Origin of the sequence: Actinomadura sp. NPDC048021 (assembly GCF_040653135.1) — a bacterium.
Lineage (GTDB): Bacteria > Actinomycetota > Actinomycetes > Streptosporangiales > Streptosporangiaceae > Spirillospora > Spirillospora verrucosospora.
The window spans coordinates 1-23,428 of the sequence record NZ_JBEZJQ010000031.1 but is presented as its reverse complement, the minus strand read 5'-3'; the positions used below and the strand labels follow the sequence as shown (position 1 = coordinate 23,428).

The window sequence follows — 23,428 nt, the reverse complement described above, 5'->3', positions numbered from 1 at the left end:
GTTCCGGGTGGCCGCCGCCACCCACGCCCCGCGCGGAGGCCCCGTGAGCACAGCACCGCCCGACGCCGACGAGCTGAGCAGGCGGGTCGGCGAGTTCCTCGCCGCCCACGACCCCGCGGCGACCGCGCCCCCGGAGTTCCTGCGGGCCCGGTTCGACGCCGGGCTCGCCTGGGTGCACTACCCCGAGGGACTCGGCGGGCTCGGCGCCCCGCGGCACCTGCAGCCCGCCGTCGACCGCCGGTTCGCCGAGGCGGGCGCCCCGACCAACCATCCCGAGCGCAACGGCATCGGGCTCGGCATGGCGGCCCCGACGATCCTCGCCTTCGGCACCGAGGAGCAGAAGCGCCGCTTCCTGCGCCCGCTGTGGACCGGCGAGGAGCTGTGGTGCCAGCTGTTCAGCGAGCCCGGCGCCGGCTCCGACCTGGCCGCGCTCGCCACCCGCGCCGTCCGCGACGGCGACGCCTGGACGGTCAACGGGCAGAAGGTGTGGACGTCCATGGCGCACGAGGCGCGCTGGGCGATCCTCGTCACCCGCACCGACCCGGACGTCCCCAAGCACCGCGGCATGACCTACTTCGTCTGCGACATGACCGCGCCGGGCGTCGAGGTCCGCCCGCTGCGGCAGATCACCGGCGAGGCCGAGTTCAACGAGGTGTTCCTCACCGACGTCCGGATCCCCGACGAGCACCGGCTCGGCGAGGTCGGGCAGGGCTGGCGGGTCTCCACCACGACGCTGATGAACGAGCGGGTCGCCATCGGCGGCGGCGCCGCGCCGCGCGAGAGCGGCATGATCGGCGTCGTCGCCGCGCTCTGGCGGAACCGCCCCGAGCTGCGCACCCCCGGCCTGCACGACGCCCTGCTGCGCGCGTGGGTGGAGACCGAGGCGGCCCGGCTCACCGGGGCGCGGCTGCGCCAGCAGCTCACCGCCGGGCAGCCCGGCCCCGAGGGGTCGGGCGCCAAGCTGGCCTTCGCCAGGCTCAACCAGGAGGTGTCCGGCCTGGAGCTGGAACTGCTCGGCGAGGAGGGCCTGCGCTACGACGACTGGACGATGCGCCGCCCCACCGAGGTCGACTTCACCCGCCGCTCGCCCGGCTACCGCTACCTGCGCGCCAAGGGCAACTCCATCGAGGGCGGCACCTCGGAGATCCTGCGCAACATCATCGCCGAGCGCGTCCTCGGCCTGCCCGGCGAGATCCGCGTCGACAAGGACGTGGCGTGGAAGGACCTGCCCCGATGAGCGACCTGCTGTACGGCGAGATCGAGAACGACCTCCGGGCGAGCGTCCGCGAGGTGCTGGGCGACCTGGCGCCCTGGGCCTCGGTCCTCGCGGGCACCGAGAAGGACGAGCCCTACGACGCGGCGCTGTGGCGGGCGATCGCCGTCCAGCTCGGCTGCGCCGGCCTGCCCGTCCCCGAGGAGCTCGGCGGCGCCGGCGCCACCTGGCGCGAGACCGCCGTGGTGATGGAGGAGCTGGGCCGGTCCGCGGCGCCCGTCCCGTTCCTCGGCAGCGCCGTGATCGCCACGGCGGCGCTGCTGGCCGCCGGTGAGCGGGAGCTCCTCCCGCGGCTCGCCGCGGGTGAGCGCATCGCGGTCCTCGCGGTCCCGTTCAGCACCGCCCCGGACGCCGTCCCGGTGACGGTCGAGGCGGCCGGCGGCGCGCTGACCGGCGAGGTCACCGGCGTCGCCGACGGCATGGCCGCCGACGTGCTCCTCGTCCCGGCGGGGGACGGCCTGTACGCGGTGGACGCCGCCGACGCCCGCCGCACCGCCGTGACCTCGCTCGACATGACCCGCCGGCTCGCCGACCTCGCCTTCTCCGCCGCCCCGGCCCGGCGCGTCGCCGAGGGCGACGGCGCCGTGCGGGCCGCGCTGCGCACCGGCGCCGCGATGCTGGCCTCCGAGCAGCTCGGGCTCGCCGAGCGCTGCCTGGACGACACCGTCGCCTACGTGAAGACGCGCTACCAGTTCGGCCGTCCGATCGGCTCCTACCAGGGCCTCAAGCACCGGCTCGCCGACCTGTGGACCTCGGTCACCCAGGCCCGCGCCGTCGCCCGGCACGCCGCGTCCTGCGCGGCCGCGGGCGACGAGGACACGCCGATCGCGGTCGCCGTCGCGCAGGCGCACTGCTCGGCGGTCGCCCTGAAGGCGGCCGAGGAGTGCGTGCAGATGCACGGCGGCATCGGCTTCACCTGGGAACACCCGGCGCACCTCTTCCTGAAGCGCGCCAAGGCCGACTCCATCGCCCTGGGCACGCCCGACCGGCACCGCGCGGCCCTCGCCGCGCTGGTGGACCTGCCCCCGGCCTGACGGCGGCGCGCCACCGGCGGCGCCTGACGGCGCACGGGCGGCCCCGCCCGGAAGGTGCGGGGCCGTCCGGCTAGCCGGTGATGACCGCCAGAACCCGGGCGCCCTCAGGGAAGGCGCCGCGCCCGGCCAGCGCGAGGACGCCGAACATCATCTTCGCGGTGTAGATCCGGTCGAGGACGATCCCGTGCCGGCCGGCGAAGTCGGCGGCGAACGCCTCCAGCTCGGGGGTGGTCCTCGCGTAGCCACCGAAGTGGAAGTCGTCCTGGACGCTCCAGTCGCCGCGCCGCCCGCCGTAGGTCTCGCGCTGGAGGCGCTCCACCTCGCCCGCCATGAAGCCGCCCTTCAGCACGGAGAACCCGACGGCGCGCTGCCGCGGGGCCAGCCCGGCGGCGAGCCCGGCCAGCGTCCCGCCCGTCCCGCAGGGGCAGCACACCACGTCGAAGCCCGGCACCTCCGCGCCCAGCTCGGCGCAGCCCCGGACGGCCGGCGCGTTGCTCCCCCCTTCCGGCAGGAGGTAGAAGTCGCCCCACCGCTCGCGCAGGGCCGCGACGACGTCGGGTTCGTGCTTGCGCCGGTAGGTGGCGCGGTCCATGTAGGCGAGGCGCATGCCCATGCGCCGGGCGTGCGCGAGCGTGGCGTTCAGCGGCAGGTGCTCCTCGCCGCGGATCACGCCGATGGTCGCGAAGCCGTACATCGCGCCCGCCGCCGCGACGGCCCGGATGTGGTTGGAGTAGGCGCCGCCGAAGGTCAGGAGCGTCCCGTGCTCGCGCGCCGGCCCGATGTTGTGGCGGAGCTTGCGCCACTTGTTGCCCGGCAGCTCCGGGTGGACCAGGTCGTCGCGCTTCAGGAAGAGCCGCAGCCCCCGGCGCGCCGCCCGCTCGTCCGCCAGCTCCACCACCGGCGAGGCCGTCCCGGAGGAAGGAGTCATGGCAGCGGCAGGCCGAGCTTCTCGCGCAGCGTCCGCTGCACCTCGTCGATGCCCGGCCGCGCGTCGACGGTGACCACGTACTCCTTGCGGCCGAACAGCTCCAGGATCGGTTCGGTCCTCTCGTGGTAGTCGCGCAGCCGCTCGGCGAGCGCCTCCTCCGTGTCGTCCTCGCGGGACACCAGCTCGCCCCCGCACACGTCGCAGCGCCCCTCCTGCGTCGGACGGTCCTCGATCAGGTTGTAGTCCATCCCGCACCTGTTGCACAGCCGGCGGGCCAGCACCCGGCGGCGGACCTCCTCGTCCGGCAGGTCCAGATGGATCACGCCGTCGATGTCGTAGCTCTCCAGGAAGAACTCCGTCTGCCTCCGGCTGCGCGGGAACCCGTCGACGACGAACCCGTAGTTCCAGTCGTGCTGGGCGAGCCGGTCCCGCACGACGCTCTCGGCGAGATCGTCCCCGACCAGCTCGCCGGACGCCATGACGCGCCGCACCTGGGCCCCGAGCTTGGTGTGGTTCTTGACGTGCCAGCGGAAGATGTCTCCGACGCTGATGTGCACGATGTCCAGATCGCGCGCGAGGAGCCCGGCCTGCGTGCCCTTGCCGCTGCCGACAGCGCCGATGATGACGTACTTGCGCATGGGGGAGAGCCTATGCGCGCCGCCCCGGTCAGAGCGGGAGGCGCAGGCGGCGGCCCAGCCTCCGGAAGCGGGAGTCGGGCGCGCTCTCGGGTGACTCGTCCCGCACCGTCAGGCTCTCCAGCAGCGTGTCGAACGCGGGCGGGCGGACGCACACCAGCGTCGCGCGGGCCCTGCGGGCGCAGTGCAGCCGCACCGACGGGCGCAGCAGCCGCGAGAACGGGCCCCGGGCGCCGTGCCCGACGACCAGGATGTCGTCGTCCCCCGCCAGGCGCACCAGCGTCGCGCCCGGCTCCCCGACGAGCGCCAGCGCGGTCATCTCCACGCCCTCGGGCGGGCCGCCGCACACCTCCGCCAGGAGCCGGGCGATGAGCTCGGCGCCGGAGCCGCGCAGCGCCTCGGTGATCCCGCAGCCGAGCTGGCCCGCCGCCGACACGTGCGGGGGCAGCGGCGCGGCGTGCGCGACCAGCAGCGGCAGCCGGCGCAGCCGCGCCTCGCCGATCGCCCAGGAGAGCGCGCAGCGCGCACCCGCGGAGTCGTCCACCCCCACCACGACGCGGGGCCCGCCCTCCGGTCTCGCGATCACGGTCCCTCCTGTGGCCGCCGGGTGACAGCAGTCTAGACAGAAGGCATACCCGTTCCCACGCGAGAGTTCCAGGTTCCGGCGGCACGGGTTCGCGGGACACCGGGTCCGCGGCGCGTCAGGGGGAGGGCGTGGCAGCTGGACCATCAGGCGCCGAGCGGGGCAGACTTCCGGTATGGCCGCACCGCACGAGCACGACTCCTCCTGCGCCGTCGCGCACGGCGACGCTCCGCACGAGACGGGGGAGCGGACGCTGGTCGCGGTGTTCGCCGGCCCCGTCGCCGACCACCTGCTGCGCTACGGCGCCGACCTCGGCTACCGCACGTTCCTCGTCGACCCCGACAAGGACCGCGGCGGCACGGCCGACCTGCCGCCCCTGGACGCCACCGCCGACGTCGTCGTCACCGACCACCACCGGCCCGAGCTCGGGCCGGTCCTGCGCGACGTGCTGACGCAGCCGGTCCGGTGGGTCGGCGTCATGGGCAACCCGCGGCACCCCGCGCCGCACATCCCGGCCCTCACCGAACTCGGCGTCCCCGCGGCCGACATCGCCCGCGTGCACCGCCCGATCGGCCTCAACATCGGCTCCCGGACCCCCGCCGAGATCGCCGTCGCGACCCTCGCCGGCCTGATCGCCGACCGCAACGGCCGCCCCGGCGGCTTCGAGTTCTAGTGCTGGCGGTCGCCTACGACGCCTTCGCCGGGCCGCTGGAGATCCGGGAGCTGCCCGACCCGGCGGCGCCGCCCGGCGGCGCGGTGATCCGGGTCGAGGCCACGGGCGTGTGCCGCAGCGACTGGCACGGCTGGCAGGGCCACGATCCCGACATCCGCGCCTTTCCGCACGTCCCGGGGCACGAGCTGGCGGGCACGGTCGAGGAGACCGGCGCCGGCGTCACCGGACTGCGCCCCGGCGACCGCGTGACCGTCCCGTTCGTGTGCGCCTGCGGCCGCTGCCCGTCCTGCCGGGCGGGCGACCAGCAGGTCTGCGAGGCCCAGACCCAGCCCGGCTTCACGCACTGGGGCTCGTTCGCCCACTACGTCGCGATCGACGCCGCCGAGGTGAACCTGGTCCGCCTGCCCGACGAGATGGCCTCCACGACCGCGGCCGCGCTCGGCTGCCGGTTCGCCACCGCGTTCCGCGCCGTCCTCGCGCAGGGGCGGGTGCGGGCCGGCGAGTGGACGGCGGTGCACGGCTGCGGCGGCGTGGGGCTGTCCGCCGTGATGATCGCCGCGGCGGCCGGCGCGCGGGTCGTGGCGGTCGACGTGTCGCCGCAGGCGCTGGAGCTGGCGCGCCGCTGCGGCGCGTCCGCCGTCGTCGACGCCGCGGCCCACGACGACGTGGCCGAGGCCGTGCGCGATGCGGCCCACGGCGGCGCCCACGTCTCGCTGGACGCGCTCGGCAGCCCGGCCACCGCCCGCGCTTCGGTCGAGTCGCTGCGCCGCCGCGGCCGGCACGTCCAGGTCGGGCTGCTGCCGCCCGGCGCGGGCGCCGACCTGCCGATGGAGCGGGTGATCGGATGGGAGCTGGAGATCGTCGGCAGCCACGGGATGGCCGCCCACGCCTACGGCCCGATGATGGAGCTGGTCCGCGCCGGGGCGCTGCGCCCCGACCTGCTGGTCGGCCGCGTCCTGGCCCTGGACGACGCCCCGGCCGCCCTCGCCGCGATGTCGGGCGCCGGGATCACGGTGATCGAACCTCAGCGCCGGCGGCCGCCCGGCGACGGCGCCGGGCGCGACCCCGGGGCGCGGGCGTAGGATCCGAGGTGATGCCCGTGTTCTGTCAGTGGGCTCGTCTACGGTCGGAGGCGACGGCGCCCGCCGCCCTCGCCGCCCTGGCGATGCCGCCCAGCAGAGGTGACGACCACCATGCCCGACACCATGCCGAACACCGTCGAGACAGACCGTGACTTCCAGTCGCTGGCCGACCCGTACCGGCGGGAGCTGCTGGCGCACTGCTACCGGATGCTCGGCTCCATCCACGACGCCGAAGACCTGGTGCAGGAGACCTACCTGCGGGCGTGGCGCTCCTACGGCGGCTTCGAGGGCCGCTCCTCGCTGCGCACCTGGCTGTACCGCATCGCGACGAACGTGTGCCTGACCGCCATCGACCAGCGCGGCAACCGGCCCATGCCGTCCGGCCTCGGGGCGCCGAGCGACGAGCCCGAGCGGCCCGTGGTGGCCTCGGACGAGGTGCCGTGGCTGGAGCCCGCCCCCGACGCCGTGCTCGGCGCCGACGCCGCCGACCCGGCGACCATCGTCACTGCGCGCGAGAGCACCCGGCTGGCGTTCGTGGCGGCCCTGCAGCACCTGCCCGCCAAGCAGCGCGTCGTGCTGATCCTGCGGGACGTGCTGAAGTGGCGGGCCGCCGAGGTGGCCGAGCTCCTCGACACCTCCACCGCCGCGGTCAACAGCGCGCTGCAGCGGGCCCGCGCGCAGCTCGACGAGAACGCGCCCCTCCGCGACGAGCTGGTCGAGCCGACCGACCCCGGCCAGCGCGACCTCCTTGAGCGCTACGCGAAGGCGTTCGAGACCGCCGACATCGCGAGCCTGATCGAGCTGTTCAAGCAGGACGTCGTCTGGGAGATGCCGCCCTTCCCGCAGTGGTTCGTCGGCGCCGACCACGTCGTCCGGCTCATCAAGGCCCAGTGCGGCCCCACCCCCGGCGACATCCGGATGGTCCCGGCCGCCGCGAACGGGCAGCCGGCCTTCGGGCTCTACATGCGCGACGACGAGGGGGTGCACCGCGCGTACCAGATCCAGGTGCTGAGCGTCACCGGCGACGGCGTCGCGCACGTCTCGGTCTTCTTCGACACGAGCCTGTTCCCGGTGTTCGGACTGGCCGAGAGGCTCTGATCGCGCCCCTCGTCTTCCGCTGGGCGGAAGCCGGGCTCCGGCGCCCGCCGCGCCGGCTGCGAGGCTGGTGGCCGGGCCGCGGCCGAACGAACGCGTCCCGGTGGAAGGCGAGCAGGAGGGGACGAGGCCATGACGCACCCGCCGTACCTGTACCCGGGCTACAGGAGCACCGTGCTCCGCGCCCCGTCCCACGACCTGGTCATGCCGAAGACGGGCCCCGACAGCGTCGAGCTGACCTCCCCGGTCTTCGGGCACCAGGAGCTGGGGCGGAGGGACCACGACCTCACCGTCCAGCACGCCGGCGAGCCGCTCGGCGAGCGGATCGTCGTGACCGGCCGCGTGCTCGACGGCGCGGGCCGCCCGGTGCGCGGGGCGCTCGTGGAGGTCTGGCAGGCCAACGCCGCCGGCCGGTACCACCACCTCGGCGACGTCCACCCTGCGCCGCTCGACCCGAACTTCACCGGCGCCGGGCGCTGCCTGACCGACGGCGACGGCCGCTACCGGTTCGTCACGATCAAGCCGGGCGCCTATCCGTGGGGCAACCACCACAACGCCTGGCGGCCCGCCCACATCCACTTCTCGGTGTTCGGCACCGCCTTCACCCAGCGGCTCGTCACCCAGATGTACTTCCCCGGCGACCCGCTGTTCGCCTACGACCCGATCTTCCAGTCGATCCCCGACGAGCGGGACCGGGAGAAGCTGGTCTCCCGCTTCGACCTGGACGCCACCACACCGGAGTGGGCGCTCGGCTACCAGTGGGACATCGTCCTCGGCGACACCCCGGCGGAGGCCTGATGAGCACGCCCTCTCCCACGCCCTCGGCCATGACGCCGTCGCAGACGGTCGGCCCCTTCTTCGGCCACGCGCTGCCGTACGAGGCCGGTCCGCAGGTGGTCCCGCCGTGGCGGCCCGACGCGATCCGGGTGCGCGGGCGCGTCCTGGACGGCGCGGGGGAGCCGGTGCCGGACGCGCTCCTGGAGATCTGGCAGGCCGACGCCGACGGCGAGGTCCCGCGGCGCCCCGGCGGCATCGTGCGCGCCGGGCACGGCTTCTCCGGCTTCGGCCGGTGCGGCACCGACGCCGACGGCGGCTTCTGGTTCAGCACCCTCAAGCCCGGCGCGATCGGGGAGAGCGCTCCCTACATCGCCGTGCTGGTGTTCGCCCGCGGCCTGCTCAAGCCGGTGTTCACCCGGCTCTACTTCCCCGAGGACGCGGCCGCCCACGCGTCGGATCCGCTGCTCGGGGCCGTCCCGCCGGAGCGGCGCGCGACCCTGGTCGCCGAACGCGAAGGGGAGCGGGAGTACCGGTTCGACGTCCGCCTCCAGGGGGACGGGGAGACGGTGTTCCTTGCCTTCTGACGAGCGCCCGCCGCCGGCCGGCGGGCCCGGGCCCGCGCAGGAGCCCGGCCCGGCGCCGGACGCGGGACTGCTGTCGCCCGTCCGGGCGGGGACGGAGGCCGAGGCCGCCACCAGCGACCGGGCCTACCTGACCGCCATGCTCGACGCGGAGGCGGCGCTCGCCCGCGCGCAGGCCCGGCTCGGCCTCGTCCCCGCCGCCGCCGCCGAGGCGATCACCGCCGCCGCGGACGCGGACCGGTTCGACCTGCCCGGCATCGCCCGCCGGGCGCGCGGCTCCGGCAACCCCGTCGTGCCGCTGGTCGCCGATCTGCGCGCGCTCGCCGGCGCCGCGGGCGAGCACGTCCACAAGGGCGCCACCAGCCAGGACATCGCCGACACCGGCGCCATGCTCGTCGCGGCCCGCGCCAGGCGCGTCGTCCTCGCCCACCTCGACCGGGCACTGGACGCGCTGGCCGGGCTCGCGGCGCGGTACCGCGACACTCCGATGCCGGCCCGCACCCTCGGCCGGCAGGCGCTGCCGACGACGTTCGGCGCCAAGGCCGCGGGCTGGCTCATGGGCTGCCTGGAGGCGCGCGAGGGCCTCGCCGCCGTGTCGCTGCCCGTCCAGCTCGGCGGCCCCGCCGGGACGCTGGACGCCTTCGGCGACCGGGCCTTCGACCTCGTCGAGGCCTACGCGGAGGAGACCGGGCTGGCGCGGCCCGTCCTGCCGTGGCACACCCGCCGCACGCCCGTCGCCCGGCTCGCGGCGGCGCTGGCGGTGGCCGCGGGCGCCCTCGGCAAGATCGCCACTGACGTGTGGCTGCTGGCGCAGAGCGAGGTCGGCGAGGTCGCGGAGGCCGCGGGCGCGGGCCGGGGCGGCTCGTCGTCGATGCCGCACAAGCGCAACCCGGCGCTGTCCGCGCTGGTCCGGTCCGCCGCCCTGCAGGTCCCGGCGCAGGTCCAGGTGGTCCTCGCCGCGCAGGCCGCGCCGCACGAGCGGCCGGCGGGGGAGTGGCACGCCGAGTGGCAGCCGCTGCGCGAGTGCCTGCGGCTGACCGGCGGCGCCGCCGAGACGGCCGCCGAGCTGCTGGACGGCCTGGAGGTGTCCACCGAGCTGATGCGCGCCGACCTCGACGACCTCCTGGACGTCCTCGGCGACGACCCCGGGACCGGGGCCGCCGCCGACCTCGTGGGCCGGGCCCTCGACGCCTACCGCGGGAGCCGCGCGTGATCGCCGCGCCGCGGCACCGCCTGGACGGGCCGGACGGCGCGCCCGTCGTCGTCCTCGGCCCGTCCCTCGGCACCTCCATGGACCTGTGGCTCCCGCAGCTTCCCGCGCTCACGCGCGCCTGGCGCGTGCTGCGCTACGACCTGCCCGGCCACGGCGGCGCGCCGGCGCCCGCCGGCCCGTTCACCGTCGACGACCTCGCCGGCGGGGTCGTCGCCCTGCTGGACGGCCTCGGCGTCGAGCGGGCCGCCTACGCCGGGGTGTCGCTCGGAGGCGCGGTCGGGACGGCCCTCGCGCTGCGCGCCCCGGAGCGCGTCGCCAGCCTGGTCCTGTGCTGCACGTCCCCGCGCTTCGGCGACCCGAGGGCCTGGCGCGAACGCGCCGCGCTGGTCCGCCGCGAGGGGGTCGGCCCCGTCGCCGACGGCGCCGCGGAACGCTGGTTCACGCCGTCCTTCACCGGCGCGGAGCCCTACGTGGCGATGCTCCGGGCCACCGACGCCGAGGGCTACGCCCGTTGCTGCGAGGCCCTGGCCGCGTTCGACGCGACCGCGCGCCTGGCCGAGGTCCGCGCGCCGGCCCTGGTGGTCGCCGGGGCGCAGGACGGCCCGACCCCGCCGCGCGGCCACGCCGACCGGCTCGCCGCCGGCATCCCGGGCGCCCGCCTCACGGTGGTCGAGGGCGCCGGGCACCTGGCGAACGCCGAACGCCCCGCCGAGGTCACCGAGGCGATCACCGCGCACCTGGACCGCACCTGGAAGGGAGCCCGCCGATGAGCGAGCGCATGTCCGACGGGGAACGGCACGCGCAGGGCATGAGGACGCGGCGGGAGGTGCTCGGCGACGCCCACGTCGACCGCGCCGAGGCCCGCAAGGACGGCTTCACCGCCGACTTCCAGGACCTCATCACCCGCTACGCGTGGGGCGACGTCTGGAGCCGCCCGGGCTTGGACCGCAGGACCCGCAGCTGCGTCACGCTGACCGCGATGGTCGCGGGCGGCCACCTGGACGAGCTCGCCATGCACGTCCGCGCGGCGCTCCGCAACGGGCTGACCCCCGACGAGATCGGGGAGGTGCTCCTGCAGACGGCGATCTATTGTGGAGTGCCCGCCGCGAACTCGGCGTTCGCCGTCGCCCAGCGGGTACTGAACGAACGGGAGTGACGGGCGCGGGCCCGGGTGGAGGAGCCACGTGGGAGGGGACGGGACGGAGCGCGCGCGGCCGGTCAGCGTGGCGGGCAAGGTCATGGCCATCCTGAACGCCTTCGCGCAGGGCGATGTCCGCCTCAACCTGAGCGAGATCTGCCGCCGCGCCGGCCTGCCGCTCGCGACCGGCCACCGGCTCGTCGGAGAGCTGGTCGGCGGCGGGTTCCTGGAGCGGGTGCCGGACGGGACGTACCGCATCGGCACCCGGCTGTGGCGCATCGGCAGCCAGGCCCCGGCGGTCACCGGGCTGCGGGAGCTGGCCCTCCCGCACATGGAGGACCTGTACGAGGCCACCCACGACAACGTCCAGCTCGGCGTGCTCCGCGACGACCGGGTGCTGATCGTGGAGCGGCTGCGCGGGACGCGGTCGGTGCCGGTGGTGACCCAGGTCGGCGCGACGCTGCCGCTGCACACCACCGGCGTCGGGAAGGTGCTGCTGGCGTTCGCGCCGCCGCGGGTGCGGGAGGAGGTCCTGGCCGGCGAGCTGCCCCGGCACGCGGCGCGCTCCATCACCGACCCCGGCGAGCTGCGGCGCTGCGTCGAGCAGGTCGTCCGCTCCGGCTACGCGGTGACCCGCGACGAGATGACGCTCGGCGCGTCGTCCGTCGGCGCCCCCGTGCGCGACGGCGCGGGCGACGTGGTCGCGGCGATGTCGCTGGTGTCGAGCACCCGCGGCGCCGACCTGCGGCGGCTGCTGCCGCCGCTGACGACCGCGGTGCGCGCCCTGTCCCGGGACGTGGCGGCGCACTGGCGGGGAGGCCCCGAGATGTTTTCCGCTGAGCGGAACACCGGCGCCTGAACCTGCGGCGACGCGCGCGAACATCGGCGGCGGGGCCGAACGAGGAGGAACGATGCGCACCCAGGTCGCGATCATCGGCGGCGGGCCGGCGGGCCTGCTGCTGTCGCATCTGCTCCATCTCCAGGGGATCGACTCGGTGGTCCTGGAGAGCCGCGACCGCGACTACGTGGAGCACCGGCAGCGGGCGGGGATGCTGGAGCAGGGCACGACCGACGTCCTGCGCGAGAGCGGCGCGGGCGGGCGGCTGGACCGGGAGGGCCTGGTCCACCGGGGTCTCGAACTGCGGTTCGGCGGCGCCGGGCACCGGGTCTCGCTGACCGGCCTCACCGGCCGGACCGTGACCGTCTACGCGCAGACCGAGATCGTCAAGGACCTCGTCGCCCGGCGGCTGGCCGACGGCGGCGACGTGCGGTTCGAGGCGGAGGTCGTCGCGCTGGACGCCTCCGCGCCGAGCGTGACCTTCGTCGAGGGCGGCCGGACCCGCACCCTGGACTGCGACTACGTCGCCGGCTGCGACGGGTTCCACGGCGTCAGCCGCCCGGCGGTGCCGGGGCTGCGGACGTTCGAGCGCGAGTACCCGTTCGCCTGGCTCGGGATCCTCGCCGACGTCCCGCCCTCCACCGACGAGCTGATCTACGCCCACCACGACCGCGGGTTCGCGCTGCACAGCCTGCGCTCCCCGCGGGTGAGCCGCCTCTACCTCCAGGTGCCGCCGGACGAGGACCTCGCCGCGTGGCCCGACGCCCGGATCTGGGACGAGCTCGCGGCGCGGTTCGCGACCGACGACGGGTGGGAGCTGCGCGAGGGGCCGATCACCGACAGGTCGATCACGCCGATGCGCAGCTTCGTGGCCGAGCCGCTCCGGCACGACCGGCTGTTCCTCGCCGGGGACGCGGGGCACATCGTCCCGCCGACCGGGGCGAAGGGCCTCAACCTGGCGGTGTCCGACGTGACGGTCCTGGCGCGGGCGTTCGCCGAGCGGTACGCCTCCGGGTCGCACGCGCTGCTGGACGGCTACTCCGACGCGTGCCTGCGGCGGGTGTGGCGGGCCGAGCACTTCTCGTACTGGATGACCACGCTGCTGCACACCGACCCGTCCGCGACCGGCTTCGAGCGGCGGCTCCAGCGCTCACATCTCGACTACGTGGCCTCCTCGGAGGCGGCCCAGACGTCCCTGGCCGAGAACTACACCGGCCTTCCGCTCGTCTAGCCGGGGCCGGGGCTCCGCGGCGGCCGGGTGAGATGCACGTCACCAAAATTGGCAGACCCTGAAATTTTGCCACCTAGGCAAGTTCGGTCTACGGTGAGACCCGTGGCACCGCCGCGGCCCCCCGGCCTCCGGCGCGCGCCGCGCCCCACGCGGACGCGGAAGGTGAAAGGCTTCGGCATCTGCTCGACGTCGCCGCCCGGCCCGGCGGCGGCCGCGAGCCGCCCCCGCCCGGCCCTGACCGGCGCAGAACCCGATGCGAAGGACAGCGCAGTGAGCCTCCTCGACCGGCCGCCCCGCCAGGCCGCCGCATTATCACGACTGCGCAGGCCGGGCCGCGCCGGTGTGGCCGCGGCCCGCCCCGGCGGCCGGCCGCGGCCCGTCCGCGAGCTCCTGCTGATCATCGTGCTGTTCGCCGCCTACAAGCTCGGGCGGCTGCTGGCGGACGGGCGGGTGAGCGAGGCGTTCGACAACGCCCACCGCGTCCTGCGCCTGGAGCGCCTCCTCGGGCTGCCGGGCGAGGCGGGCGTCCAGCACGGCCTGCTGCACAGCGAGCTCCTCGTGCACGCGGCCAACTCCTACTACGCCTACGTGCACTTCCCGGCGGCGGTGCTGTTCCTGCTCTGGATCTACCTGCGGCGGCCCGCCCACTACCGGTGGGTGCGCCGGGTGCTCGTGGCGCTGACCGCGGCCGCGCTCGTCCTGCACCTGCTCGTGCCGCTGGCGCCGCCCCGCATGCTGCCCGCGGCGGGGCTCGTCGACACCGCCGCCCGGTACGGGCCCTCCGTGTACGGGGCGCCGCAGACCGACACGATCGCCAACCAGTACGCGGCCATGCCGTCCCTGCACATCGGCTGGGCGGCGGTCATCGCGCTCGGGCTGGTCGTCACCTCCCGGACGCGGTGGCGGTGGATGTGGCTCCTGCACCCGATCGCGACGATCGCGGTCGTCGTCGGCACCGCCAACCACTACTGGCTGGACGGGATCGTGGTGCTGGCGCTGCTGTCGGTCACCGTCCTGCTGCTGCGCCCGCCGCCGGCGGACGGGCCCGCCGGCTAGCCGGCGGGCTCCGCGCCCAGCGTCTCCAGCAGCTCGGTCACCGGCTGCAGCTTCTCGTACAGCAGCAGGACGGGCTCGCCCGGCTCCGCCATGTCCAGCGCCGAGGTCAGCGCGCCCTTCAGGTCGCCGGCCGGATGGTGGCGCACGTCGGGCCGGGCGTCCCGGAGCCCCTGGACGATCAGCCGGGTCATCTCGCCCGAGCGGCGCCCCCGCAGGTCCTCGTCCTCGTAGACGACGACGCGGCCGAACGAGGCCGCCAGCGCCCGGGCGGTCTCGCTCACCAGCTCGTCGGAGCGGTCGCCCGGCAGCGTCACCGCCGCGACCCCGGCGCCGCCCCAGCGCCGCGCGACGAACGCGCCCATCGCCCCGACCGCCGCCGGGTTGTGGGCGTAGTCGACGAGGACGGGGTTGGCGCCGACCTGGTACACGCAGCCCCGTCCGGGGTTGCGCGTGTGCGGGTCGAACGAGCGCAGCGCCCGCGCCACCACCTCCACCGGCACCCCGAGGGCGCGGGCGGCGGCCGCCGCGGCGAGCGCGTTGGCGATCACGTGGCGGGCGTGCCCGCCGAACGAGCCCGCCACCTCGGCGGCCGGCAGGATCGGGGTCCGGCGGTCGCCGCGCGCCTCGGTCAGCCACCCGTCCCTGACGCTGTACCCGGCGCCGCCGCCGCCCAGGTGGCGGGCGAGGACGGGCGCGTCGGGGGACAGGGCGAAGTAGCGCAGCACCGGGTCGCGCTCGCGGACCCCCGGCCGCCCGGCGATGCCCGCCGACGCCTCGTCCTCGGCGTTGAGGACCACGTGGCCGCCGCGGCGGATCTCCTCGGCGACCAGGGACTTGATGTCGACCAGGTCGTCGACGGACTCGGTGTCGTCGACGCCGAGGTGGTCGCGGGTGATGTTGGTGACGACCGCGACGTCGGCGCGGTCGTAGCCGAGGCCGCGCCGCACGATGCCGCCCCGCGCGGTCTCCAGCACGGCCGCCTCCACCGACCGGTCGCCGAGCACCATCTCCGCCGAGCGCGGCCCGGACGCGTCGGACCGGTGGACCAGGCGCCCGCCGACGTACACGCCCTCGGTGCTGGTCATGCCGGTGCGGCGCCCGTCCAGCTCCAGCATGTGCGCGATCATCCGGACGGTCGTGGTCTTGCCGTTGGTGCCGGTGACCGACACGACCGGCACCCGCGACGGCGTCCCCTCCGGGTACATCAGCCCGATGATGTCGCCGGCGACGTCGCGCCCCGCGCCCTGGTGCGGCGCCAGGTGCATCCGCAGGCCAGGCGCGGCGTTGACCTCCAGGATCCCGGCGGCGCCGCGCTCGGCGGGCGGCGGTGAGGCGGCGTCGGGCAGCCGCAGGTCGATGCCGCACACGTCCATGCCGACGGCCGCGGCGGCCCGCACGCACATCGCGGCGACCTCCGGGTGGACGTCCGCGGTCACGTCCCGGCTGGTGCCGCCGGTGGACAGGTTCGCGTTGCGGCGCAGCCACACCCGCTCCCCGTCGGCGGGCACCGACCCCGGGCCGTGCCCCTGCCGCTCCAGCAGCGCCAGCTCGGTGGGGCCGAGGACGAGCCGGGTCAGCGGCCGGTCGTGGCCCTCGCCGCGCGCCGGGTCGGCGTTGACCCGCTCCACCAGCGCCGCGACCGCGGCCGTCCCGTCGCCGGTCACGCACGCGGCGGTCAGCTCGGCCGCCGCCGCGACCCGGCCGCCGACCACCAGCACCCGGTAGTCCTTGCCCGGGATGTAGCTCTCGACGAGGACCTCGCCGCCGTCGCCGGCCGCCGACGCGAACGCGGCCACCACCTCCGGCGGAGTGGTCAGCTCGATGTGCACGCCCTCGCCCTGGTGCCCGGCGAGCGGTTTGACGACCACCGGGCCGCCGATGGCGCGCAGCGCCTCCAGCGCCTCGCCCGGGGACGCCGCGACCCGCCCCTCCGGCACGGGCAGGCCGGCGTCGGCGAGCAGGCGGTGCGCGAGCCGCTTGTCGCCCGCGACCTCCATCCCGATCGCCGAGGTGGCGTCGGTCATCGCCGCCCACACCGTCCGGCGGTACCGCCCGTACCCGAGGCGCAGCAGGTTGAGCCCGCCGACCCGGCGGACCGGCACGCCCCGCTCGCGGGCCGCCCGCGCCAGCGCCGCCGTGCTCACCCCGAGCCGCTCCTGCTCGTGGACGGCGGCGACGCGGGCCAGGTCGGCCGAGGTGTCGGGGACGAGCCCGGCGAGCGCCCCGTTCACGATCCGCACCGCCAGGGTGATCAGCCGCTCCACCACCGGGCTCGCGGACGGCTCGTCGGGCGGGCACTCCAGGATCACGTCGTACTCGGCGGGCCCGCCCGCGCGCACCGTGCGGCCGAAGAACACCTCGCGGCCGATCAGCCCGGACAGCTCCAGCGTGACGTGCTCGGTGACGTGGCCGAAGTAGGTGCCGCGCGCCATCGCCTCCAGCAGACCGCCCGGGCGGCCCGCCGAGCAGTGGTGGTCGGCCAGTCCGGGCAGCGCGTCGACGAGCCGCTCGGCGAAGCCGGGGTGGTCGGTGGTCTCGTGGCCGGTCAGGCCCTGCAGGTCCAGCCGCGCGATCGCGACCGGCCGGGTCAGGTAGACGTTCGGGCCGCCGAGACGGCGCACATGGTCGAGTCGCACCGCTATCCCTCCTCCGGGCCGCGCATGTTGCCGATCGCCGGGAGCCGGTCGTTCATCTGGAACGCGCAGCCGGCCGGCAGCAGGTGCAGCGACACGTCGAGCATGGCCATCGGCTCGTCGTCGGACGCGGCGTAGGCGACCGTCGCCTGCCCGGCGTCCACCACCGTGACCACGCCCGTCCCGACGACCTCGAAGCGCCCGTCGCCGACCACGATCGCCGTGTCCTCGTCGATCCCGACGCCGAGCAGCCGGGTGTCGAGCGCTATCCCGCTCATCAGCCTCGGCAGCCGCCCCCGCTCGTTGAAGTGCATGTCGATCAGCACGTTGTCGAGCAGGGCGAGGCCGGGGCCGACCTTCACGGTGGAGGCGGCGACCTCGTGGCCGCGGCCGCCGAGGATCATCCAGTGGCCCATGGCGGTGGCGCCCGCGCTCGTCCCGGCGATCACCAGGCCGTCCTGGTCGAGCCGGCGCTTGAGCAGCTCGTTGGTCCTCGAACCGACCAGGGTGCGGATCCGCGACTGGTCGCCGCCGCTGAACAGCACCCCCGTCGCGGTCTCCAGCGCCCGCAGCGTCGCCGGGTCGTCGGCCGCCGCCCGGCCGAGCAGCCGCAGTTCGCGCACCGAGGAGACGCCGAGCCGTCCGAACACGGCGGTGTACTCGTCGGCGACCTCCTCGGGCACCTCCGTCGCCGTGGTGATGACGACGATCCGCGCGTCCTCGTCGCCCGCGAGCTCGACGAACGTCTCCAGCGGGCCGGAGCCGCAGGTGCGGTTCTCCGCGCCACCGATGATCAGCAGCCGGCCCTTGCGTCCGGCGCCCCCATGTTTGTGGTTCACATGTGCTAGCTACCCCCGATAACCGCCTGTAGTCGCGCGAACGCGACAAGTCATGGGATGGGCGTGTGCCGGGCTGTGCCATGCTGTGCTGATGAGCGGCCCCGTTCCCGCCGACGACGCCGTCCGGCCGCCGTCCGGCGCGGCCCGCTCGTCCCCGCTCCCGTCCCCGCGGCACGGCGGGCCCGCCGCCGCCCTGGCCGCCGCGTCCGCCCACTACCTGCGGGGCGAGCCGATCGACATGTCCGCGCTCGCCGCCGAGCTCGGCGTCGGGCGCGCCACCCTCTACCGGTGGGTCGGCAGCCGCGAGCAGCTCCTGGCCGCTCTGCTCGGGGAGATGACCGAGCGCACCTACCGCGTCGCGGCGCGAGGAGTCGGCGGCGCCGGCGCTGAGCGGATCCTCGCCCTCCTGGAACGGTTCATGCGCGCGGTGGTGGGCGCCGAGCCGCTGAAGGCGTTCACCGAGCGCGAGCCCCGGCTGTTCATCAGGCTGGCCACCATGCCCGGCACCATCGAGGACCGCGCCACCGAGCTGCTCGCCCGCGAGCTCCAGGCGGAGATCGACCGCGGCGCGCTGCGCACCCGGCTGCCCACCCGGACGCTCGCGCAGGCCATCGTCCGGGTCGCCGACTCCTTCATGTACGCCCATTACCTGGGCGGGAAGCGGCCGGAGATCGACCAGGCGCTGGAGGTCGTCGAGCTGCTGCTGCGCCCCTGCCCGGGCGGCGGGGAATCACCGGGCGCGGCCGGACGCTGAACCTTACCGGGGCGTGACCGTTTCGCGGCTTTGCTCCCCGTGAGAGGCTGAAGTCATTGGACGCATCGTCGAAAGAGGGGCCGTGAGCGACATCCCCCGCCGCGCGGTGACGCGAACCGCCAAGCTGGCGAGCCTCCCGCTCGGGTTCGCCGGTCGCACCGCGCTCGGTCTCGGCAAGAGGTCCATCGGCCGTCCCGCCGAGGCCGTCGCGCTGGAGGTCCAGCGCCGCACCGCCGAGCAGCTGTTCGCCGTGCTCGGCGAGCTGAAGGGCGGCGCCATGAAGGTCGGCCAGCTGCTGTCGATCTTCGAGGCCGGGCTGCCCGAGGAGGTCGCCGGCCCGTTCCGCGCCAGCCTGACCCGCCTGCAGGAGGCGGCCCCGCCCATGCCCGCCGCGACGACGCACCGCGTCCTCGCCGAGGGCCTCGGCGAGGACTGGCCCGCGATGTTCGCCGAGTTCGACGACCGCCCGGCCGCCGCCGCGTCCATCGGCCAGGTCCACAAGGCCGTCTGGCACGACGGCCGCACGGTCGCGGTCAAGGTCCAGTACCCCGGCGCCGCCCGGGCCCTCATGAGCGACTTCAACCAGATCTCCCGCCTCAGCCGCCTCGTGACGCCCCTGTTCCCCGGCGTGGAGGTCAAGCCGGTCATCGCCGACCTCAAGCGGCGCCTGGAGAAGGAGCTCGACTACGTCGACGAGGCCCGCGCCCAGACCGCCTTCCACGACGCCTACGACGGCGACCCCGACTTCGCCGTCCCCGCCGTCGTCGCCCAGTCGGGCAACGTGCTCGTCACCGAGTGGCTGGAGGGCACCCCGCTCGCCAGGGTCATCGCCGAGGGCGACCAGGAGGCCCGCGACCGGGCCGGGCTGCTGCTGTTCCGGTTCCTGCTGTCCGGCCTGGCCCGCTGCGAGATGATCCACATCGACCCGCACCCGGGCAACTTCCGGCTGCTGGACGACGGCCGCCTCGGCGTCATGGACTTCGGCGGCGCCGCCCGCGTCCCCGCCGAGCTCCAGTGGTCGATCGGGCGGCTGCTGCGCATCGGCACCCTGGGCGACCCCGACGACATCGTGGACGCGCTGTTCGAGGAGGGCTTCCTGCTCGGGGACGCGGAGGTGGACCCCGACGAGGTCGCCGCGCTCGTCGCCCCGCACGCGGCCCCGTTCGCCGTGGAGCGCTTCCGCTACTCCCGCGAATGGCTGCGCGAGCAGACGGCACGCGGGCTCGGCCTCGCCTCCGACCTGCGTCCGGGCGCGCTCGCCCGCGCGTTCCGCCTGCCGCCGCAGTACCTCGCCGTCAGCCGCGCCCTCTCCGGCTGCGGCGGCGTCCTGTGCCAGCTGGAGGCCGAGGGCGAGTACCGCGCCGAAGCCGAGCGCTGGCTCCCCGGCTTCTCCACCGGCACCGACCCCGACCTCGACGACCAGGCCCAGGTCACCGCCTGAGCCTGCCCGGCGGTCAGGCCAGGGCCCGCGCCTCCTCCTGCTCCACCTGCTGGTTCCATTCGCGCTTTCCGGACTGCCAGCCGTCCTCGTCGCGGCCGCGCCGCCAGTAGCCGGAGATCGACAGCTGCTCCAGGGGAAGGCCGCGCTCGACGCGCAGGTGGCGGCGGAGCGCCCTGACGAAGTTGGCCTCGCCGTGCACGAAGGCGTGCACCTCCCCGTCGGGGAAGTCGAGCTTCTGGACGGCCTCGACCAGCAGGTCGCCGACCTGGCCGCCGCCCCGGTGCAGCCACACGATCTCCGCGTCGCCGGGAGTGCGCAGCTCCTGCTCCTCCTCGGGCCCTTCGACCTCGACGAACACGCGGGCGGGGGCGCCGTCCGGGAGGCGCTCCAGGGAGGCGGCGATCGCGGGCAGGGCGCTCTCGTCCCCGGCGAGCAGGTGCCAGCCGGCGCCGGCGCGCGGCGCGTAGCCGCCGCCCGGGCCGTTGAAGTAGATCTCCTCGCCCGGCCGGACGCCCGCCGCCCACGGGCCGGCCAGGCCCTTGTCGCCGTGGTGGACGAAGTCGATCGTCAGCTCGCCCGTCCCGGCGTCCCACGCGCGGACGGTGTAGGTGCGGGTGCTCGGCCACTGCTCGCGCGGCAGTTCGGCGCGCACCCGCTCCATGTCGAACGGCTCGGGGTAGGAGACGCCCGGCCGCGGGAACAGCAGCTTCACGTAGTGGTCGGTGAACTCGCCCGCGCCGAAGTCCGAGAGCCCGTCACCGCCGAGGACCACACGGACCATGTGCGGTGTGACGCGCTCGGTGCGCAGCACCGTTCCCCGGTGGAGCCTGCGTCCCTTGCGTGCCGGTTCCGTCGCCATACGGTCCCCTCCGATGATCCAGATCACAGTGCTTAGGGAACCCTAACCTCAACCGGATCCGGAATGTTCCCCGGCGGGGCGCGGCGTTCAGCGAGCCGAGGCCGGGCGGGCCGTGCGGGTCCGCGCGACCTCGGCGGCGATCGCCTCGAAGGCGGCGTCGGTCTCCTCCTCGGCGAGGACGGTCGCCAGCGTCGACTTCACGATGACGACGCCGTGCCGGGGCGAGACCCAGATGAGCTGGCCGCCGAGGCCGTTGGCCGAGAAGTCGCCGTTCTCGCCCAGCCACCAGTGCAGGCCGTACCCCCGGTTGAACGCGGCGGACGGCCGCGTCGACTCCGTCACCCAGGAGGCGGGGACGACCTGGCGCCCGTTCGCCCTGCCGCCGTTCAGGTACAGCAGGCCGAACCGTGCGAAGTCGCGGTCGGTCGCGTAGTAGCAGCAGTACCCCATGCTGTTGCCGTTGGAGTCGTTGCCGAGGTACGCCTTGGAGGCCATCCCGGCCGGCTCCCAGATCTTCTTCTGGACGTAGGCGTGGTACGGGACCCCGGTCGCCTTGGCCACGACCCAGGAGAGGACGAACGAGTTCATGCTCGTGTACTCGAACCTCGTCCCCGGCTCCCACCCGCGCTTGCGCTGCCTGGCCAGTTCGGTCAGCGGATACCCGAGGCTCGCGGCGACGTGCGCGAACGGCACGTCGTAGGTCTCCGTCCACTGGACGCCCGAGGACATCCGCAGCAGGTCCCGCAGCGAGACGCCGTCGTATCCCGAGCCCTTCAGCTCCGGGACGTACCGGGTGACCGGGTCGTCGATCGAGTCGATGCGGCCCTCGCCGAGCGCGATGCCGATCGCCGCCGAGGTGAAGGACTTCGCCATCGACCACGACTGGAACAGGGTGTCGCGATCGGCGGCGACGTACCGCTCGAAAACGATGTCGCCGCGGTCCAGGACCACGAACCCCTGCGTCCCGGTTCGAGCGAGGTAGTCGTCGAGCGTGTGCTTCCGGCCTTCGTAGGTGTAGGTGACCGCGAGCGGCCGATACGCCTCGCGCAGGGCGACGGGGTCGGACGAGGGCGGCAGGGGGTCGAAGCCGCGCGCGGCCTCGGTGACGCGGACGGACGGCGGGGACGGGGGCGAGGGCGCCGGGGGAGCGGCGTCCGCGGGGGGAGCGGCGAGGGCGGTGGTGACGGCGGCTGCGGCGAGTGCGAGCGTCCAGGGCCTGCGGCGCATCGGACCTCCGTGGGGGGCGGGATCGGCCGGGGTTCTCACCGATGGTGATCGACCGGCGGCGCCGCGTCCATGGCGCGGGGCGACGAAATCCGGCGGCGGACGTGGCGTCGCGGCACGAAAGTCGCCGCGGACCTCGTCAGACGGCCCTGCGGCCAGGACCGTCTGAGGTACGTTCGACGGGCCCGCGTCCCGCTCAGCCGCCCGCGCCGCCGGAGGAACGATGTCCGTGCTCGCCCAGCTGCTCGCCGCCGTCGCCGACGGCTCCGTGGAGATCGTCGACCTGACCGCCCCGCTGTCGGAGCGGACGCCGATCCTGCGGCTGCCGGAGCCGTTCGCCAACACCGTCCCGTTCCGGCTGAAAGAGATCAGCCGCTACGACGACCGCGGACCCGCCTGGTACTGGAACGACATCGAGACCGGCGAGCACGTCGGCACCCATTTCGACGCCCCGGTGCACTGGGCCACCGGCCGCGACGGCGAGGACGTCGCGCAGGTCCCGCCCGCCCGCCTGGTCGCCCCCGCCGTGGTGCTGGACGCCTCGGGGCGCGCGGCCGCCGATCCCGACTTCCTGCTGGAGATCGACCACGTCCGCGACTGGGAGCGGGCGCACGGCCCGCTCCCGGACGGCGGCTGGCTCCTCTACCGGACGGGCTGGGACGCCCGCGCGGGCGACCAGGAGGCCTTCCTCAACGCCGACGAGACCGGCCCGCACACCCCGGGGATCTCCGCCGAGTGCGCCCGGTGGCTGGCCGAGGAGACGCCGCTGCTCGGCCTCGGCGTGGAGACCGTCGGCACCGACGCGGGCGCCGCCCACGGCTTCGACCCGCCCTTCCCGTGCCACTCCTACTTCCTCGGCGCCGGCAAGTACGGCCTCACCCAGCTGCGGAACCTCGACCGGCTCCCGGCCCGCGGCGCCGTGCTGCTCGCCTCCCCGCTGCCGATCGTCGGCGGCTCGGGCAGCCCCGCCCGCGTGCTCGCGCTGACCGAGCGATGATCGTCGCCGAGGCCGTGGGGGAGGCCCTCGCGCGGTTCGGCGCGGGCACCGTGTTCGGGGTCGTCGGCAGCGGCAACTTCCACGTCACGAACGCGCTCGCGGCGAACGGCGCCCGGTTCGTGGCCGCGCGCCACGAGGGCGGCGCCGTGACGATGGCAGACGCGTACGCGCGGGTGAGCCGCGGCCTCGGCGTCGCGACCGTCCACCAGGGGCCCGGCCTCACCAACGCGGCCACGGGCATGGCGGAGGCCGCCAAGAGCCGCACGCCGCTGCTGGTGGTCGCGGGCGAGGTCGCCGCCGCCGCGGTCCGCTCCAACTTCCGCGTCGACCAGGCGGCGATCGCCGCGGCGGTGGGCGCCGTCCCCGAGCGGGTCCACTCCCCGCAGAGCGCCCTGGCCGACGTGGCGCGCGCGTGCCGGACGGCGGTCGCCGAGCGCCGCACGGTGCTGCTCGGGCTGCCGCTGGACGTCCAGGCCGCCGAACTGCCGGAGCCGTCCGCGAGGAGGACCTGTACCAGCTCCCGGTCCCCGCGACGCAGAGCAAG

24 protein-coding genes are annotated in these 23,428 nt (G+C 75.5%); 17 read left to right on the top strand and 7 right to left on the bottom strand.

The genetic code is table 11. From position 1 onward, the window contains the following. Positions 1-43: 43 nt before the first annotated feature. Both AB0C87_RS36340 and AB0C87_RS36335 read left to right on the top strand, forming a co-directional pair. Entirely contained in the window at positions 44-1,237 is a 1,194-nt protein-coding gene (locus AB0C87_RS36340; RefSeq protein ID WP_345186256.1) for an acyl-CoA dehydrogenase family protein, read from the top strand. Beyond that, a complete protein-coding gene (locus AB0C87_RS36335; RefSeq protein ID WP_360581487.1) occupies positions 1,234-2,307 on the top strand; it encodes an acyl-CoA dehydrogenase family protein in 1,074 nt (357 codons plus the stop codon). The genes AB0C87_RS36340 and AB0C87_RS36335 overlap by 4 nt, the downstream gene beginning before the upstream one ends. A 70-nt stretch (positions 2,308-2,377) precedes the next feature. Here AB0C87_RS36335 and AB0C87_RS36330 read toward each other — a convergent pair whose 3' ends face one another. The 3 genes from AB0C87_RS36330 to AB0C87_RS36320 are packed head-to-tail and all read right to left on the bottom strand — an operon-like array spanning position 2,378 to position 4,456. Then, entirely contained in the window at positions 2,378-3,235 is an 858-nt protein-coding gene (locus AB0C87_RS36330; protein ID WP_360581486.1) for a pyridoxal-phosphate dependent enzyme, read from the bottom strand. After that, positions 3,232-3,873 carry a nucleoside monophosphate kinase gene (locus AB0C87_RS36325; RefSeq protein WP_345186247.1) on the bottom strand — a complete coding sequence of 214 codons (642 nt, stop codon included), beginning with the start codon at positions 3,871-3,873 and terminating at the stop codon, positions 3,232-3,234. Before AB0C87_RS36325 ends, AB0C87_RS36330 begins: the two co-directional genes overlap by 4 nt. 28 nt (positions 3,874-3,901) lie before the next feature. Continuing rightward, entirely contained in the window at positions 3,902-4,456 is a 555-nt protein-coding gene (locus tag AB0C87_RS36320) for a universal stress protein (protein ID WP_353834854.1), read from the bottom strand. Between the two features lie 172 nt (positions 4,457-4,628). Here AB0C87_RS36320 and AB0C87_RS36315 point away from each other — a divergent pair, with 172 nt between their 5' ends. The 11 genes from AB0C87_RS36315 to AB0C87_RS36265 all read left to right on the top strand — a co-directional run bounded on the left by AB0C87_RS36315 (position 4,629) and on the right by AB0C87_RS36265 (position 14,137). Then, positions 4,629-5,126: an XdhC family protein gene (locus AB0C87_RS36315; RefSeq protein WP_345186241.1), complete on the top strand. Its 498-nt coding sequence runs from the start codon at positions 4,629-4,631 to the stop codon at positions 5,124-5,126. Continuing rightward, on the top strand, positions 5,126-6,208 hold the full coding sequence (locus tag AB0C87_RS36310) for a zinc-dependent alcohol dehydrogenase family protein (protein WP_345186239.1): 1,083 nt from the start codon (positions 5,126-5,128) through the stop codon (positions 6,206-6,208). The genes AB0C87_RS36315 and AB0C87_RS36310 overlap by 1 nt, the downstream gene beginning before the upstream one ends. Positions 6,209-6,319: 111 nt before the next feature. Further along, the gene (locus tag AB0C87_RS36305; RefSeq protein WP_345186235.1) at positions 6,320-7,306 is read left to right on the top strand and encodes a sigma-70 family RNA polymerase sigma factor; all 987 of its coding nucleotides are present in this window, start codon (positions 6,320-6,322) and stop codon (positions 7,304-7,306) included. A 129-nt stretch (positions 7,307-7,435) separates the two neighbouring features. After that, positions 7,436-8,101, top strand: coding sequence for a protocatechuate 3,4-dioxygenase subunit beta (pcaH, locus tag AB0C87_RS36300; protein WP_360581485.1), 666 nt, complete (start codon positions 7,436-7,438; stop codon positions 8,099-8,101). Beyond that, positions 8,101-8,664: a protocatechuate 3,4-dioxygenase subunit alpha gene (gene pcaG / locus AB0C87_RS36295; protein WP_360581484.1), complete on the top strand. Its 564-nt coding sequence runs from the start codon at positions 8,101-8,103 to the stop codon at positions 8,662-8,664. The genes pcaH and pcaG overlap by 1 nt, the downstream gene beginning before the upstream one ends. Further along, a complete protein-coding gene (pcaB, locus tag AB0C87_RS36290) occupies positions 8,654-9,874 on the top strand; it encodes a 3-carboxy-cis,cis-muconate cycloisomerase (RefSeq protein ID WP_360581483.1) in 1,221 nt (406 codons plus the stop codon). Before pcaG ends, pcaB begins: the two co-directional genes overlap by 11 nt. After that, the gene (pcaD, locus tag AB0C87_RS36285) at positions 9,871-10,644 is read left to right on the top strand and encodes a 3-oxoadipate enol-lactonase (RefSeq protein WP_353834857.1); all 774 of its coding nucleotides are present in this window, start codon (positions 9,871-9,873) and stop codon (positions 10,642-10,644) included. Before pcaB ends, pcaD begins: the two co-directional genes overlap by 4 nt. Next, entirely contained in the window at positions 10,641-11,030 is a 390-nt protein-coding gene (pcaC, locus tag AB0C87_RS36280; protein ID WP_345186220.1) for a 4-carboxymuconolactone decarboxylase, read from the top strand. Before pcaD ends, pcaC begins: the two co-directional genes overlap by 4 nt. Positions 11,031-11,058: 28 nt before the next feature. Continuing rightward, positions 11,059-11,871, top strand: a complete 813-nt coding sequence (locus AB0C87_RS36275; RefSeq protein WP_345186217.1) for an IclR family transcriptional regulator — start codon at positions 11,059-11,061, stop codon at positions 11,869-11,871. Positions 11,872-11,923: 52 nt separating this feature from the next. Continuing rightward, positions 11,924-13,081, top strand: a complete 1,158-nt coding sequence (locus AB0C87_RS36270) for a 4-hydroxybenzoate 3-monooxygenase (RefSeq protein ID WP_360581482.1) — start codon at positions 11,924-11,926, stop codon at positions 13,079-13,081. Positions 13,082-13,351: 270 nt separating this feature from the next. Continuing rightward, on the top strand, positions 13,352-14,137 hold the full coding sequence (locus AB0C87_RS36265; protein WP_360581481.1) for a phosphatase PAP2 family protein: 786 nt from the start codon (positions 13,352-13,354) through the stop codon (positions 14,135-14,137). Here AB0C87_RS36265 and cphA read toward each other — a convergent pair. Together cphA and AB0C87_RS36255 are read right to left on the bottom strand one after the other, a co-directional pair. Beyond that, positions 14,134-16,773, bottom strand: a complete 2,640-nt coding sequence (gene cphA, locus AB0C87_RS36260) for a cyanophycin synthetase (protein WP_345186207.1) — start codon at positions 16,771-16,773, stop codon at positions 14,134-14,136. The genes AB0C87_RS36265 and cphA overlap by 4 nt on opposite strands. 2 nt (positions 16,774-16,775) lie before the next feature. Beyond that, a complete protein-coding gene (locus AB0C87_RS36255; protein ID WP_345186203.1) occupies positions 16,776-17,609 on the bottom strand; it encodes a cyanophycinase in 834 nt (277 codons plus the stop codon). Between the two features lie 91 nt (positions 17,610-17,700). Here AB0C87_RS36255 and AB0C87_RS36250 point away from each other — a divergent pair, with 91 nt between their 5' ends. Further along, on the top strand, positions 17,701-18,363 hold the full coding sequence (locus AB0C87_RS36250) for a QsdR family transcriptional regulator (protein ID WP_345186201.1): 663 nt from the start codon (positions 17,701-17,703) through the stop codon (positions 18,361-18,363). An 82-nt stretch (positions 18,364-18,445) separates the two neighbouring features. Further along, positions 18,446-19,804, top strand: coding sequence for an AarF/ABC1/UbiB kinase family protein (locus AB0C87_RS36245; protein ID WP_360581480.1), 1,359 nt, complete (start codon positions 18,446-18,448; stop codon positions 19,802-19,804). Between the two features lie 13 nt (positions 19,805-19,817). On the opposite strand, the gene AB0C87_RS36240 is transcribed toward AB0C87_RS36245, so the two are convergent. Beyond that, positions 19,818-20,663, bottom strand: coding sequence for a siderophore-interacting protein (locus tag AB0C87_RS36240; RefSeq protein WP_360581479.1), 846 nt, complete (start codon positions 20,661-20,663; stop codon positions 19,818-19,820). Between the two features lie 87 nt (positions 20,664-20,750). Further along, positions 20,751-21,890 (bottom strand): serine hydrolase, encoded by a 1,140-nt coding sequence (locus tag AB0C87_RS36235; RefSeq protein WP_360581478.1) that lies wholly within the window; start codon positions 21,888-21,890, stop codon positions 20,751-20,753. Positions 21,891-22,110: 220 nt separating this feature from the next. On the opposite strand from AB0C87_RS36235, the gene AB0C87_RS36230 reads away from it, so the two are divergent. Together AB0C87_RS36230 and AB0C87_RS36225 are read left to right on the top strand one after the other, a co-directional pair. Beyond that, positions 22,111-22,884: a cyclase family protein gene (locus AB0C87_RS36230; protein ID WP_360581477.1), complete on the top strand. Its 774-nt coding sequence runs from the start codon at positions 22,111-22,113 to the stop codon at positions 22,882-22,884. Beyond that, positions 22,881-23,428, top strand: a 548-nt coding sequence (locus AB0C87_RS36225) for a thiamine pyrophosphate-binding protein (RefSeq protein ID WP_360581476.1), incomplete at its 3' end; no start/stop codon positions are given. The genes AB0C87_RS36230 and AB0C87_RS36225, both read left to right, overlap by 4 nt.

Excerpts from the sequence above, each read along its gene's own strand:
- AB0C87_RS36335 (WP_360581487.1), top strand. The coding sequence starts at position 1,234 with ATGAGCGACCTGCTGTACGGCGAGATCGAGAACGACCTCCGGGCGAGC.
- AB0C87_RS36330 (WP_360581486.1), bottom strand. The coding sequence starts at position 3,235 with ATGACTCCTTCCTCCGGGACGGCCTCGCCGGTGGTGGAGCTGGCGGAC.
- AB0C87_RS36325 (WP_345186247.1), bottom strand. The coding sequence starts at position 3,873 with ATGCGCAAGTACGTCATCATCGGCGCTGTCGGCAGCGGCAAGGGCACG.
- AB0C87_RS36315 (WP_345186241.1), top strand. The coding sequence starts at position 4,629 with ATGGCCGCACCGCACGAGCACGACTCCTCCTGCGCCGTCGCGCACGGC.
- AB0C87_RS36305 (WP_345186235.1), top strand. The coding sequence starts at position 6,320 with ATGCCCGACACCATGCCGAACACCGTCGAGACAGACCGTGACTTCCAG.
- pcaH (WP_360581485.1), top strand. The coding sequence starts at position 7,436 with ATGACGCACCCGCCGTACCTGTACCCGGGCTACAGGAGCACCGTGCTC.
- pcaG (WP_360581484.1), top strand. The coding sequence starts at position 8,101 with ATGAGCACGCCCTCTCCCACGCCCTCGGCCATGACGCCGTCGCAGACG.
- pcaC (WP_345186220.1), top strand. The coding sequence starts at position 10,641 with ATGAGCGAGCGCATGTCCGACGGGGAACGGCACGCGCAGGGCATGAGG.
- AB0C87_RS36270 (WP_360581482.1), top strand. The coding sequence starts at position 11,924 with ATGCGCACCCAGGTCGCGATCATCGGCGGCGGGCCGGCGGGCCTGCTG.
- AB0C87_RS36250 (WP_345186201.1), top strand. The coding sequence starts at position 17,701 with ATGAGCGGCCCCGTTCCCGCCGACGACGCCGTCCGGCCGCCGTCCGGC.
- AB0C87_RS36240 (WP_360581479.1), bottom strand. The coding sequence starts at position 20,663 with ATGGCGACGGAACCGGCACGCAAGGGACGCAGGCTCCACCGGGGAACG.
- AB0C87_RS36235 (WP_360581478.1), bottom strand. The coding sequence starts at position 21,890 with ATGCGCCGCAGGCCCTGGACGCTCGCACTCGCCGCAGCCGCCGTCACC.
- AB0C87_RS36230 (WP_360581477.1), top strand. The coding sequence starts at position 22,111 with ATGTCCGTGCTCGCCCAGCTGCTCGCCGCCGTCGCCGACGGCTCCGTG.